Origin of the sequence: Mycobacterium sp. (assembly GCF_965230835.1) — a bacterium.
Taxonomy (GTDB): Bacteria; Actinomycetota; Actinomycetes; order Mycobacteriales; family Mycobacteriaceae; genus Mycobacterium.
Window position 1 is genome coordinate 4,109,712 of record NZ_CBDDLW010000002.1, and the last position, 13,683, is coordinate 4,123,394.

At 62.2% G+C, this 13,683-nt stretch carries 12 protein-coding genes; 10 read left to right on the plus strand and 2 right to left on the minus strand.

Annotation, left to right across the window (positions count from 1 at the left end; translation table 11 throughout):
• The first annotated feature begins 10 nt into the window (after positions 1–10).
• The 5 genes from ACO07W_RS18885 (at position 11) to ACO07W_RS18905 (ending at position 6,165) form a co-directional block, all read left to right on the plus strand.
• A complete protein-coding gene (locus ACO07W_RS18885) occupies positions 11–2,545 on the plus strand; it encodes a molybdopterin-dependent oxidoreductase (RefSeq protein ID WP_421845200.1) in 2,535 nt (844 codons plus the stop codon).
• A gap of 38 nt (positions 2,546–2,583) precedes the next feature.
• Complete coding sequence (gene moaA, locus ACO07W_RS18890) at positions 2,584–3,636, plus strand: GTP 3',8-cyclase MoaA (protein WP_421845201.1); 1,053 nt, start codon at positions 2,584–2,586, stop codon at positions 3,634–3,636.
• Between the two features lie 123 nt (positions 3,637–3,759).
• A complete protein-coding gene (locus ACO07W_RS18895) occupies positions 3,760–4,182 on the plus strand; it encodes a nuclear transport factor 2 family protein (protein WP_421845202.1) in 423 nt (140 codons plus the stop codon).
• Positions 4,183–4,265: 83 nt separating this feature from the next.
• Positions 4,266–5,237 carry an alpha/beta fold hydrolase gene (locus ACO07W_RS18900; protein WP_421845203.1) on the plus strand — a complete coding sequence of 324 codons (972 nt, stop codon included), beginning with the start codon at positions 4,266–4,268 and terminating at the stop codon, positions 5,235–5,237.
• A 22-nt stretch (positions 5,238–5,259) separates the two neighbouring features.
• A complete protein-coding gene (locus tag ACO07W_RS18905; protein ID WP_421845204.1) occupies positions 5,260–6,165 on the plus strand; it encodes an LLM class flavin-dependent oxidoreductase in 906 nt (301 codons plus the stop codon).
• Positions 6,166–6,183: 18 nt separating this feature from the next.
• Here ACO07W_RS18905 and ACO07W_RS18910 read toward each other — a convergent pair whose 3' ends face one another.
• Entirely contained in the window at positions 6,184–7,740 is a 1,557-nt protein-coding gene (locus ACO07W_RS18910) for a succinic semialdehyde dehydrogenase (protein ID WP_421845205.1), read from the minus strand.
• A 133-nt stretch (positions 7,741–7,873) separates the two neighbouring features.
• The gene (locus tag ACO07W_RS18915) at positions 7,874–9,382 is read right to left on the minus strand and encodes a DUF389 domain-containing protein (RefSeq protein ID WP_421845206.1); all 1,509 of its coding nucleotides are present in this window, start codon (positions 9,380–9,382) and stop codon (positions 7,874–7,876) included.
• A gap of 262 nt (positions 9,383–9,644) precedes the next feature.
• On the opposite strand from ACO07W_RS18915, the gene ACO07W_RS18920 reads away from it, so the two are divergent.
• From ACO07W_RS18920 to ACO07W_RS18940, 5 genes are all read left to right on the plus strand, one after another.
• A complete protein-coding gene (locus ACO07W_RS18920; RefSeq protein ID WP_421845207.1) occupies positions 9,645–10,139 on the plus strand; it encodes a DUF427 domain-containing protein in 495 nt (164 codons plus the stop codon).
• A gap of 163 nt (positions 10,140–10,302) precedes the next feature.
• Positions 10,303–11,550 carry an ammonium transporter gene (locus ACO07W_RS18925; RefSeq protein WP_421846104.1) on the plus strand — a complete coding sequence of 416 codons (1,248 nt, stop codon included), beginning with the start codon at positions 10,303–10,305 and terminating at the stop codon, positions 11,548–11,550.
• Positions 11,551–11,721: 171 nt separating this feature from the next.
• Positions 11,722–12,558 (plus strand): 1-acyl-sn-glycerol-3-phosphate acyltransferase, encoded by an 837-nt coding sequence (locus ACO07W_RS18930; RefSeq protein ID WP_421845208.1) that lies wholly within the window; start codon positions 11,722–11,724, stop codon positions 12,556–12,558.
• Positions 12,558–12,992 carry an SRPBCC family protein gene (locus ACO07W_RS18935; protein ID WP_421845209.1) on the plus strand — a complete coding sequence of 145 codons (435 nt, stop codon included), beginning with the start codon at positions 12,558–12,560 and terminating at the stop codon, positions 12,990–12,992. The genes ACO07W_RS18930 and ACO07W_RS18935 overlap by 1 nt, the downstream gene beginning before the upstream one ends.
• Positions 12,993–13,246: 254 nt before the next feature.
• Positions 13,247–13,540, plus strand: coding sequence for a putative quinol monooxygenase (locus ACO07W_RS18940; RefSeq protein WP_421846105.1), 294 nt, complete (start codon positions 13,247–13,249; stop codon positions 13,538–13,540).
• Positions 13,541–13,683: the final 143 nt, after the last annotated feature.

Consider the following 13,683-nt stretch of genomic DNA (forward strand, 5'->3'; position numbering starts at 1 on the left):
GGGGCAGAAAGTGTCTGACGAGTCTGGCGCAACCCTCAAATCGCGTGACGGCGCCTCCACGACCGCGTGCATCCTGTGCGAGTGCAACTGCGGCATCGAGATCAAGCTGGACGGACGCCGATTCGATCGCATACACGGTGACGAGCATCATCCGGCAAGTCAGGGATACACCTGTCAGAAAGCGCTGCGGCTCGATCACTACCAGAACAACCCGGACCGCATCACCACACCGCTGAGGAGGTGCGCAGACGGCACATACGAAGAGATTGACTGGCCTACCGCGATCGACGAAATCGCGGCCAAACTGGCGAAGGTTCGTGACACCTACGGAGGAGACAAGATCTTCTTCTACGGTGGCGGAGGCCAGGGCAATCATCTCGGCGGCATGTACGGAGCCGCGCTGCAAACCGCCGTTGGCGCAAAGTACTACTCCAATGCAATCGCTCAGGAAAAGACGGGCGAAATATGGGTCGACGGCAAGTTATATGGCGGCCACACCAAGGGAGACTTTGCACAAAGCGAGGTCGTGGTATTCGTCGGGAAGAATCCGTGGCAATCGCACAGCTTTCCGCGGGCACGGCCGACGCTCAAGCAGATCGCACGAGACCCGGCGCGGTCCATGATCGTTCTCGACCCGCGTCGTTCGGAGACCGCCGAAATGGCGGACTTTCACCTCCAGGTGCGCCCCGGCACTGACGCCTGGTGTTTGGCGGCACTACTGGCGGTCTTGGTCCGCGACGACCTGATCGACCACGAATTCATCAACACGCACACGTCGGGATCCGACTCCGTGCTGGCCGCACTTGCCGCAGTACCGATATCCGACTATGCCCAACGGTGCGGCGTTTCAGAGGGACTCATTTCCGCCGCAGCGCATCGTATCGGCACGGCATCATCGGTGACGACCTATGAAGACCTCGGTACCCAGCAGGGGCCGCACAGCACTCTGGTGTCCTACCTGAATAAGCTTGTCTGGATTCTCACCGGAAATTTCGGCGAACCCGGCACAATGTTTCTGCACTCCAGCCTCGTGCCACTGACCGGATCGCCGTCGTCGGGAAAACCGGAGCGCACGCCGAATCTCCTGCGGGACAAAACTTCCAGTGCGCTTGCGGCGGGATTTTCGGTGCTGGCCGCGCGAGTCGGCAAGCTGGTTTCTGCGCTTGCCGGGCGCCCCCGTACCGCGCCGATGACCGACCGTATTGCCAAAGTCGTTCTCGACAAGATTGCCGCTCGCGCCGCGACCATGGCGCCTGTGGTCGCGCCGGGCGGCACCGAGAAGCGGACCCCGGTCACCAAGGCGCCGATCATCGCCGGGCTGGTTCCGTGCAATTCGATTACTGAGGAAATCCTCACCGACCACCCGAATCGATTGCGGGCCATCTGGATCGATGCCAACAACCCTGCGCATTCGTTGGCCGATTCGCCGCGGTGGCGGCGCGCCATGCGTGCACTGGATATGTCCGTTGTCATCGATGTAGCGATGACCGAGACGGCGCGCCTGGCCGACTACGTCTTGCCCGCGAGCTCGCAGTTCGAGAAATGGGAGGCATCGTTCTTTAATTTCGAGTTCCCCCACAACGTGTTTCAGCTACGGGCGCCAGTGTTGGAGCCGTTGCCCGGCACGTTGAGCGAACCGGAGATTTATGCTCGGGTCATTCGCGCACTCGGAGTGGTCGACCAGGCCAGGATCGCCGAGTTGCGTGCCGCTGCCGAGGGGGGACGGCACAGCTTTACCCTTGCCTTCTTCGCTGCCCTCGCGGCTGACCCCGCGATCACAATGCTGTCTCCTTACCTGCTGTATGAAACCCTCGGGTGCACACTGCCCGACGGTGCCCGGCCCGCGGCCGGTCTGTGGGCGGTCGCCCACCTGTGTGCGTTGCACAACCCGCAGGGCGTGCGCGGCGCTGGATACACCGGACCCGGTTTCGAACCTGGTGAGAAGCTTTTCGAGGCCATCCTGACTCACAGATCCGGTATCACCTTCACCATCGACGAGTGGTCGAACGTGTGGAACTACGTCAACCGGCCGGACCGCAGGTTCACCATTGCCGTGCCCGAACTGCTCGAACAACTCGCCGGAATTGTCGACGATCCGGGCGTCTGGACCACCGACGAGTTTCCGCTGGTGCTGTCGGCGGGGGAGCGGCGCACCTTCACCGCAAACACCATCATCCGCGATCCCACATGGCGTCGACGAGACGCGGACGGAGCGCTGCGGATCAGCCCTGCCGATGCGCAGCGCCATGGTGTGACGAGTGGCGACCGTGCCCGATTGGTTACCGAGCGCGGTGCCGCCGAGGTGCTCATTGAGGTGAGCCCCATGATGCAGGCAGGCCACATATCGCTACCCAACGGCCTTGGTACCCATCACCGCGGCGCGGACGGCGAGCAAGTCCAGACCGGTGTCGCACCCAACGACCTCACGTCCGTGGAACGGCGAGACTGGCTGGCCGGGACACCCTGGCACAAGAATGTGCCCGCCCGCATCGAGCCTGCCGCGTATCCGTCGAATCGACTATCTGCGGACAAAGCGCGACAATAGGTCTGCACACGCGACAGCAACACTGACTTTGGAGGACCGTGCCGGTCACCGCGTTGGGGATGCCGTCTGCGCCTATCTCCACGGCGCAGCGGCCAGATTCGCCTGCCTTGATCGATAGCTACGGGCGGGTCGCTACCGACCTGAGGGTTTCGGTGACCGACCATTGCAACCTGCGTTGCACCTACTGCATGCCGGCCGAGGGAGTGGAATGGCTGCCCCGCGAAGATCTGCTGTCCACCGCCGAGTTGCAGCGGCTGCTCCACATCGCGGTCACCCACCTGGGCATCGCTGAAATCCGATTCACCGGCGGCGAGCCATTGCTACGCCGCGACCTGCCCGAGCTGATCTCCTTCGCGGCGTCGCTGCGCCCCCGGCCGGATCTGTCAATCACCACCAACGGTCTCGGTCTGAAACACAAAGCAAAGGTACTGGCCGAAGCGGGCCTGAATCGGATCAATGTCTCACTCGACAGCGTCGACCGCGCCGCCTACGCAACGATTACCCGCCGCGATCGCCTCCATGATGTTCTGGACGGCTTGTCCGCCGCGGTGGCTGTCGGGCTTACACCCGTCAAAGTCAATGCCGTGCTACAACGAGGAATCAACGAACACCAAGCCGCTGATCTGCTCGACTTCTGCCTGGCAAGCGGCTACGAATTGCGCTTCATTGAGCAGATGCCCCTCGACGCCGACCACCGGTGGGACCGGGCATCGATGATCACCGCGGGGGAGATCCTCGATCGGCTCCAGCAACGGTTCGTTCTCACCCCTGACACCAAGCCGCGCGGTGCCGCGCCGGCTCAACGCTGGCTCGTCGACGGCGGACCTGCGTCGGTGGGTGTCATCGCATCGGTCACCAAACCCTTTTGCGGAGACTGTGACCGAGTGCGGCTCACCGCCGACGGCCAACTGCGCAACTGCCTCTTCGCCACCGGCGAGACCGACTTGCGCGGTCTTCTCCGAGCTGGCGGCGACGACCTCGCGATCGGACAACAGTGGCGAAGCGCCATCTGGGCGAAGAAGGCCGGACACGGTATTAACGCAGCTGGGTTTCAGCAGCCGGCCCGGCCCATGAGTGCGATTGGAGGGTGAGTCTCGTGTTGGCGGCCGAAGCTGAAGTGCCGCCGCACGAAAGCGACATCACATTTCGCGATGGCGCCCAGGATGTGCGGCCCAAGATCTGCCCGCCAGCGTGGCACCAACCAGGAGGCCAAGATGGACGATTACGTGGCGATCATGAATCTTGTCGCTCGGTTCTTGATGGAAGTTGACCAACGCGACTGGGATGCCGTTCGCGAGATGATGACGGATCCGTTTCATGCCGACTTCTCCTCTATCACCGGAAAACCCGCGACTACGTCAACTCCGGAGGCGTTCACGGATCAGTGGCGCTCGCTATTGTCTGCCTACGACGCAACACAGCATCAGATCGGGAATCAGATCGTCGAAATCGATGGCTCGCTAGCAGAATTCCGTTCACATGTCACGACGAGTCATTTCCGAGTCAACGGTCCGGAAGGCAGCACGACCGAGTTCATTGTGGGTTCCTACCGATTCTCGCTTGTCCGAACGGATCACGGTTGGAAGCTGGCCAGCGTAGTCTTTGCTCGCTCGTTCGAGACTAGCGGGTTCGCTTAGTCGGCGCCGTTCCCGGATGAACGCGAGGTATCCGGCGGGCGTTGCGTCCGGCAACGACCAACAGAGGCGAAAGGGTGAACAGGTTGAGACGCATCTTCTGGATCATTCTGTCTGCATTGGGTTTGTCGGCCGTCCTGATCAGAAGAGGCTTGTTCAGCACCAGCCTGTCGCGGGACGACGTCGCCGAGTTCGCGTTCGATACGCTGCGGTTACCCGACGGTATGGACGTGAATTTCACAGTCCAGGGCGACCGGTCGAAGCGAACATTGCTGCTGATCCATGGCGGCGGCGATTCTCTTTCGGTGTGGCAGCCTTGGATCGCCCATTTCGGTGACCAATTCTGTTTCATTTCCCTTGATTTGCCGGGTCATGGTCTCACGGCCCCATTCGCAGACGGGATCTACTCGACCAACCGATTCGCGCGGTTCGTTGCCAACTTTGTTGCCGCCATTGAGCTGACGGACTTCGTCGTTGTCGGACATTCATTCGGCGGCGAGACAGTGTTGCGCTACGTGCTGGCCAACCCGAGTGTGCCCGCAGCGATGATCTTGTCCTCACCCGGCGGCTACACAGACGAGAACTGCCTGGAGATGCCGCGTGCCGTGGCGACCGCCGCCCAGTCCGGACTCGGTCGATCGCTACTGCGGAACTTCGGCTCTTACCGGCTATTTTCGAAATTTCAATACGCGAAGTTTTTCCAAAACAGAACTGCGATCTCAAAGGCCGCCATCGATCGGCAGTTCAAACTGTTCCGCTACGAGAAGAACCGGGGTGTCCTTGTCAGCCTGGTTTCGCACGAGGCCCTTCACCATGAGGACGTGCTGGGTCTTTCGCGCATCACCTGCCCGGCGCTGTTCCTCCTTGGCCGGGACGACAAGATCGTCTCACTCGACGCCGGCTTGCGGTTGTCACGTGATACGCCAAACGCAGAACACGTGATCTATGACGACATGGGGCATATGTCCCACATCGAGATGGCTGCGCGAAATGCCGGTGATGCGCGCGACTTCCTGGCGAAGCACGGGCTTGTCCAGGCCGCTCGGGGACATTCGTAGCGGGACTTCGTAGACTCGGGCCATGCGGTTTTCTGTCTGGCCTAGTGCTGGCCAGCCCTGGTCAGGGGTAATGGATCTGGCTCGGCAGGCCGACGCCGGCTTCTGGCACGGCGTTTACGTCGCCGATCACTTCATGGCCAGCGCAGAGCACCCCGACGCAGAGACCGGGATGCTCGAGGCCACCGGCGCGGTGACGGCGCTGGCCGTCGCGACATCGAGGGTCCGGCTAGCGACTTTGGTGTTGTCGATGACGTATCGGCATCCCGCAGTGGTGGCTAACTGGGCCGCTACTGTCGACCATGTCAGCAACGGGCGGTTGACCTTGGGCCTTGGCGCCGGCTGGCAGGTCAACGAACACCAGCACTACGGGCTCCAGTTGGGCACGCCTCGAGAGCTGGTGGATCGATTCGCGGAGGGAATCGACGTCATCAGCGGACTGTTGACTCGGCCGCGGACCACACTGCACGGCCGCTATTACCAGCTTGACGATGCGCCATGCGACCCCAAACCAGTGCTAGCGGCGCTGCCGCTACTGATTGGGACCACCGGTCCGCGAATGCTGCGGCTCACCGCTCGCTACGCGGCGGAGTGGAACCACTGGTCGTCGCCGGGCCGATTCCGGGCCACGGCGAAAAAACTCGACGAGGCGTGTGAACGTGAAGGCCGGGACCCGACAACCATCACGCGCTCTACCCAGGCGCTGATCATCGTCACCAACACCCCCGAACAGGAAAAACGGGCTGCGGCAGCGGCCGAGCGAATGACATTGCCGGTGATCCACGGAAGCGCGGCCCGCATCGCAGAGTCTGTGGCGATCTGGCGCGACGAGGGAGTCGACGAGGTGATCGTGCCCGATCGCGCGATGCTTGGTGACGCGCGCCGCGACACCTTCGACGCGTTGGCCGAAGCTCTGGCTCCGCTGGCGTGAGCGGCTGGGCGGCGCCGCTTACCTGCGCCCGGGAAGTTGCATCACCATACGGACGATCGGCAATAGCGACTTCTGCCACAAGGCCGACGGAATGCCGAACGGCGCATCAAGATTGAGCACTCGGGCGGCCGCTATCGTCTGCGCCTCGGTGTACTTGAGCAGGCCTTCGGCGCCATGCCTACGGCCCACGCCGGAGAGGCCCATCCCGCCCATCGGCGCGCTAAGGCTGCCCCACGCGAACGCATAACCCTCGTCGACATTCACTGTGCCGGAACGCAACCGGGCGGCGATCTGCTCGCCTTCGGCGGTCGTGGCCGCCCACACGCTAGCGTTGAGCCCATACTCTGTGTCGTTGGCCTTCTGCACCGCTTCGTCCACGTCGGCGACCGGGTAGATCGAGACGACAGGTCCGAACGTTTCGTTGGCGGCGCACTCCATTTCGGGTGTGACACCGGTCAGCACGGTCGGCTCGTAGAACAGCGGTCCAATATCCGGGCGCGCCTTGCCGCCGGCAATCACCTTGGCGCCCTTAGCTGTTGCATCGTCGACGTGACCCGACACCGTTTTTACCTGAGCCTCGGAGATCAAGCTGCCCACGTCGACTGAGAAATCGTAGGCGGTACCGAGTTTCATGTTGCGCACCGCGGTGGCGAACTTCATCGTGAACTCGTCGGCGATATCCTTCTCAACGTAGATCCGCTCGATGGAGATGCATAGCTGGCCGGCGTTCGAGAAGCACGCGCGGGTGGCCGCCTTGGCCGCCTTGGCGAGGTTGGCGCCGCGCGCCACGATCATCGCGTTCTTGCCGCCCAGCTCGGCCGAGAACCCGATGAGTCGTCGGCCCGCCTGCTCAGCGAGGCTGCTGCCAGTAGCGGACGAACCGGTGAACATCAGGTAGTCGCAGCTGTCGGTGATCGCGGTGCCGACCACTGAGCCAGGACCGGGCATTATTGCGTAGAGCGCTTGCGGCAGACCCGCCGTGTACAACAGCTCAGCGTAAGCGAGCGCGCAGTACGGCGTCTGGCTGTCCGGCTTTAGCACCACCGCGTTGCCCGCAATCAGCGCGGGTACCGAGTCCGATGCGGTGAGCGTCATCGGGTAGTTCCACGGTGAAATCACCCCGACCACGCCTTTAGGCTGATAGGCGACGGTGGTCTTGCCGATGCCGGGCAGCAGTGGCTGTACTTTGTGCGGCTTCAGCAAACCTTCAGAGACCCGCACGTAATAGTTCGCGTTCGCCATCAGATCGACGACTTCCTCCTGGGCTGCCCACCGGGCCTTGCCAGCCTCGGCCTGTAGCAGGTCCATCAGGAAATCACGGTTTTCGACGACCAGATCGCGATAGCGGCGGACGACCGCGATCCGCTCTCGAACCGGCCGCTTCGCCCAGGCGACCTGCGCTTTTCGTGCCTTGGCGAATGCTGCTTCGACGTCGGCGGCCGTGCCGACCGGTATCGTCGTCAGCGGTTCTCCGGTGAAGACCTCGTCGATCGTCTTCGTCGGACGTGCGTTGACGTTCTCGATCGCCGCCAATCCGCGCAAGCGATCAAAGACCTCAGTTGATGGTGCAGACATGGCGTCACCTCTCACTACCACCACAGATGCGTAGTCACCAGCTTATAGACCTCAGATCTCCTGGTCTTGTCGTCGACGTGCGCATCCGGATTCGCGACCTGAAACAAGGATCAGCCGGTGCTAGCCGGGTGCGCTACGGTCCAGGTGTCTTCGTCGGTGTAGGCGTATCGACGGCCAATAGATCGCCGGGTACCCATTGAATAGCGATCGTGGCCTGCGGTAGGGCAGTTCGAAGATCGGCTTCGAGGACTCGGACATCTGGTTTCTGGTGCCCGATGATGGTGACCGTGATTGCGTTGGCAGATCCTGTGACGCTCAAGACCGCGGTGTTCGGTCTTGCCGAAACCCATGCTTTGGCAGTCTCGCGCACGGTGTTTAGAGCGGTCTCGGCGTCATCGGACCCGCCAGACTCGGGCACATGGGTCCAGGCGAGGCTAACCGGCATCGCGGAGTTGAACCGCGCGCTGATCAGCGTGGTCAGGTCGGCGGAGCTGGTGGGGGGGTGTGGTCCTGCGCTTGAGACGACAAGGGCTCCCGACTCGTAACTGAGCCCCTGCAACGTCAGCGATTGTTTGCCTAGCCACTTCTCGACCACCGGGCTTAGCTCGCTTAGTGGCAGCTGCTTTATACCCGGTTTGCTGTGTTCTGGATCCTGCTCCGGTATCCACCCCAATTGGACCGTGACCGGATTGCCTAGGGCGCGGCTAAGAGCCGCAGAAACGTCTTGCACCGGTGGCGGTGCCGTTGGGCCGATGATGTCGGCTCGGACCGTACTACCGGAAATCGTGATGTTGCTGAGTCGGCCATCGGCACTGAGTAGATTCGTGACTGTTTGGGTGGCGACCTTGAGATCATGGGCGCGGCCACTGATCGTGATAAACCGGGGTGTCAGGATCAAAGTGATGGCCAGAGCGGATGCGCCGGCCATCACGACAGAACCGATGATCCAGTGGCGATGCGTATCGAACCGGTGTTTGGGGACCAAACCTGTCAGCAAAAACACGACGACTGCCATCAACACGATTCCGACGAGGTTTGTTACGAAAAGCAGCGCCGCGCCACGAGCTAGCTGTGCTTGCCGGTATCCGAGTAGCACACCAACTGCGGCCAGGGGCGGGACGACGGCCACGGCGACCGCGACACCGGGCAGTGCTCCAGAGATCTTCTTGTGGACAGTGGCGTATGCGCCGGCAGCGCCTGCCCCGAGCGCAACCAGAAGGTCTCGGATGTCGGGGCTGGACCGTTCGACGACCTGATTGGGCAGTCCGGTTCCGGCGACCGCCAGCAACGTTGCGAACACCCACCCAACCGCGACCGCACCGGCCGCGGAAACAGATACCAATAGTAGCCCGCGCAGTAGCCGCTTTCCCCAGCCCATGATCAGGCAGGCGGCAATCCCCATGATCGGTGCCATCATGGGCGCGATCATCATCGCGCCAATCACCACGGCCGCGGAATTCTGCAGCAGCCCGATGGCCGCGATGAGGCTCGACAGAAACATCAGCACCGCGAACCGCCAGATCGCAGCGCCGGACGGCACTACCATCAGAGCATCCATAGCCGCGCGACGGTCTTCGATCGACATCCGATGCATCGGCCACGAAACCATCCGAGCTATCCGATCCGTCAGTCGGGTCACCATGCTATGGCCGTGCACCGCATCAATCCCGCCGCCTCCCGATTCAGCGAAGGCCAGCGGATTTGGTCATAAGGGATGATAATCCACCAATACCGCCCCCACACTCTAGGCGGTTTCGGCGAGCCGCCGTTGTCAGTTGGGGCACTTACTGCTGGTCGGCGTGCCATCCGAGCGGCTGCCGACCAGAGCCGTGCCCGTCTGGCCTCAAGTTTGTAGGCGGCTCTCTAGGGGCACATGAGTTCAAGCGCACGTATGGTCGAAGACCATGCGTGTACGACCGCAGACGCCGGGGCCGGGTCAGGAATCGGTGTGGGACTATCCGAGGCCGCCGCGGCTGGAATGGTTCGGCGGGCGGATCACTGTTGAAATCGCAGGTCAGGTGATCGTCTCGACAAGTGATAGCTGGCGAGTGCTCGAAACCAGCCACCCTCCCACCTACTATCTGCCGCGGGCCGCGTTCGGCGACGGTGTGCTTCAGGACGCTCCTGGCGAATCGTGGTGCGAGTGGAAGGGCAAAGCGCGCTATTTCGACATCGTCGCCGAGTCGAAGGTCGCCAGGAAGGCGGCATGGAACTATCCCAATCCCACATCGGGTTTCGAACCTATCGCCCAGGCTGTCGCTGTGATGGCTGGCCAGGTCGACCGTTGCACCGTCAATGGTGAGGAGGTCGTGCCGCAACCAGGCGACTTCTACGGTGGCTGGATCACCAGCTGGGTGGTCGGCCCGTTTAAGGGCGATCCCGGCTCGATGGGGTGGTGATATCGATGGCGGCATCGCATACATCGCGCCCGCTAGCGTCTGTCTGAAGCGTCGCGCCACGTTCTCATCATTCTCATCGACGACAATCGAAGGAGCCCTAGAGTTGGACATCGATCCCGCCGCTACCGCCTGGCTGCTGGTCAGCACGGCACTTGTGCAGCTTATGACGCCTGCGTTAGCCATCTTCTACGGGGGCATGGTGCGCACCACCGGTGTGCTCAACATGATCATGATGAGCTTCATTTCCATACCGCTGGTCACTGTGGCATGGCTGCTGTTCGGTTATACCCTGGCATTCTCCGAGGGCGGTGCGGGCGGGTTTCTCGGCGGGTTGGAGCACGTGGGGCTGCGGGGGATCGACCCGGGGTCGGTAAGCGGTTCGGTTCCCGAGCTGCTGTATGTCACCTTTCAGTTGAGTTTCGCGATCCTGACTGCCGCCCTGGTCAGTGGCGCGATCGCCGACCGCGCCAAGTTCGCGGCCTGGATAGTGTTTGTCCCGGTCTGGGCTGTGGCGGTGTATTCTGTTGTCGCGCACTGGGTATGGGCGCCTAACGGCTGGCTTTTCCAGCTAGGCGTGCTCGACTATGCGGGCGGCTTGGTCGTGGAGATCGTCTCGGGCGCCTCCGCGTTAGCGCTGGCATTGGTACTCGGTCCGCGTATCGGCTTCAATGTCGAGGCTATGCGCCCACATAACTTGCCGTTCGTGCTCCTTGGTGTGGGGTTGCTATGGTTCGGTTGGTTCGGGTTCAATGCAGGATCGGCGTTGGCTGCCAATGGATTAGCGTCCGCGATCTTTCTGAACACACTGGTCGCCGGATGTTTGGGCATGCTCGGTTGGCTTGCGGTGGAACAAATCCGGGATGGCAAACCCACTACATTCGGTGCCGCGTCGGGAGTGGTTGCTGGCCTGGTAGCGATCACCCCGTCGTGTGGCACGGTGGACACGCTCGGCGCCGTTGTCGTTGGGTTGGCTGCCGGTATCGTCTGCGCGTTCGCGATCGGGCTGAAATTCAAACTCAACTACGATGACTCACTCGACGTCGTCGGCGTGCACTTTGTTGGCGGTGTGGTCGGCGTGCTGTTAATCGGGCTGTTCGCCACCGCGGTGATGACTGACGGTCCGCAGGGACTTTTCTATGGCGGCGGAATAGGGCAACTCGGCAAGCAGGCTTTGGCGATGGTGGTGGTTGGCCTCTACGCCTTTGCGGTGAGCTATGCGCTTGCCGCGTTGATTGAGCGGGTTATGGGGTTCCGGGTCGGAGCCGAGGACGAGGTGAGCGGTGTCGATCTCACTCAGCACGCCGAGACGGCCTACGCCGAGGGGGTCTACGGGCACCCGCATTTGCGTCGCCCGCTTTTCGGTGAGCGGGACGCGTTTCGCCCGCCCCCGGCCGACGAGGAAAAGGAATGAGTCCTAGGCCGTATCCGATGGGGTCCAGAGGTTTCGATGGTCGTAGTACTGATTGGCTACCGGCGCGGCAGCCAGAAGGTACTATCCCGAAGTTCGGGACGCCAGTGCCGGTTTTGCAGGACAATTAGGTCAGCACAGGATGATGTCACCCGCCAAAGAGTAGGAGCCATCGTGACGGGACTAGGGGACAGCCAGAGCAGGGAGCTGGCAAAAACCCCGGACGGGCTCAAGGGCCGCGATCCTGAGTTCATTCGAGAAATGCTGCCTCGGCTCTGGCTGGCTGCTCAGCTGTACTTCCGAGCTGAGGTGGACGGCTTCGAGAACGTCCCCGACGAGCCGGTCCTCTTCGTCGGCAATCACAGCGGCGGAGCGAACATCCCCGATACGTTCGTGTTCACTCTCGCCTACCACACCTACTTCACTGTGGAGGGCCGTCCCTTGGTCGCTCTGGCCCACGAGCTTGTGGTGCGTATGCCGTTGATCGGCAATATGGCCCGCAAGTTCGGCATGGTTCAAGCCGGGCCCACAGCCGCGGCGGACGTTCTGGGGGAAGGGGCCAACGTGCTCGTCTACCCAGGCGGTGACGTAGAGGCGCTGCGCCCCTGGAAGGACCGCAACACGTTAGTGTTCGACGGCCGGCAGGGCTTTTTGAAGTTGGCCCACGCACGCCGGGTGAAAATCGTGCCTGTTGTTGCTACCGGCGGGCAGGAGACGTTTTTTGTTTTCAACGACGGCCGGAAAACCGCGAAGATGCTTCGTTTCGACAAGTTGCTTCGGGTGAAGTCGGTGCCGATCAGCTTCAGTCTGCCGTGGGGTCTGCTACCGGGGGACCTGCCGCATATCCCGTTCCCGGCCAAGATTCGGATTCAGGTGCTGCCGCCCATCGACCTGCGCGAGTTGTTCGGCGATGACCCGGATTGGGACGAGGCATATGGCTACGTGACCTCCCGGATGCAGGTTGCTCTGACAAGCCTCGCTGCAAAGACGGTTATCCCGGTGCTGGGCTGATGAGGGGTGTTACCAGGTCCGTGCTGGTGCGTCGGCCCGTTGATGAGGTCGCGAAGGTGGCAACTGACCCGGAGTTAGTTTTTCCGATCATCAATGGTTTCGGCTCGTTCGATCTCATTTCTCGAAATCCCGATGGCTCGCAGGAATGGGATATCTACCTCGACGTCGGAGCTGTCCATGTGGGGGGCCGGGTACTGGTCGAGCCGCCGAGCGGCCACGCCGTCGCCTGGCGTTCCCAACGCGGCACGCGGCACAGCGCGCAGATTGAGGTTGCCTCAGCCGAAGGTGGCGCGTCGGTATCGATGTCGGTCACCGTCGAGTTCGCCGGATTGTTAACGGGCTGGATTACCACCTTTCTGGCCAATGGAATCCTGGCTCGACGTGTCGAAGCTGGGTTGCAACGGCTACGCCACCGTATTGAGTACGGAGATTGAGTTCGCGCTAGCCGCGCTCGGCAGTGCTATCCGATTGGTCTGCTCGGCCGGGTGTCGACGAGCGTATGTGACGTATCATCGCGCCGTGTCTTCGCCCGTGAGTTGGTTGCGCGTATTCATCGCCGGCACGCTTGCGGCGATCGTGGTCGAAGGTGGAACGACACACCCGCGACATTGACGGCTTCACCCGTCGAGCGACGTTCTTTCGACCTCGACGCGACCCATTACGCGATAATCCCGACAAGGAGACGGTCATGCCGGTCACTGTGATACTCGAACTCACATTTAAGCCCGAGTCTGTTGCTGCGGCGCGCGATGTTATGGGCCGAGCGCTTCGCGACACGCGGGCTTTCGACGGGAACCTCGATACCGAAGTATTGGTCGATGAGGACGATGAAGCACATTGGCTCATCTACGAACGGTGGGCGACCGTCGAGCAGGACGAGGCCTACCGCAGCTTTCGCGCCGGCGCGGGCCAGCTGACCGAGCTGCCTCCACTGCTTGCCGCGCCTCCGGTCAAAACGAGATACACCACCGCCGACATCTGACCCGCATCGCCGCGCAAGCGCGGTTCTACCCTCGCTAGGTGCGGCGAATACCATTGCAGCGCGCAAAACGTCTCATCGACGTCTTTGAATCTGGCCCGGACTCCTCACCGAGACCGGATCCACCGCGAGCCGTAGGCTCAGGT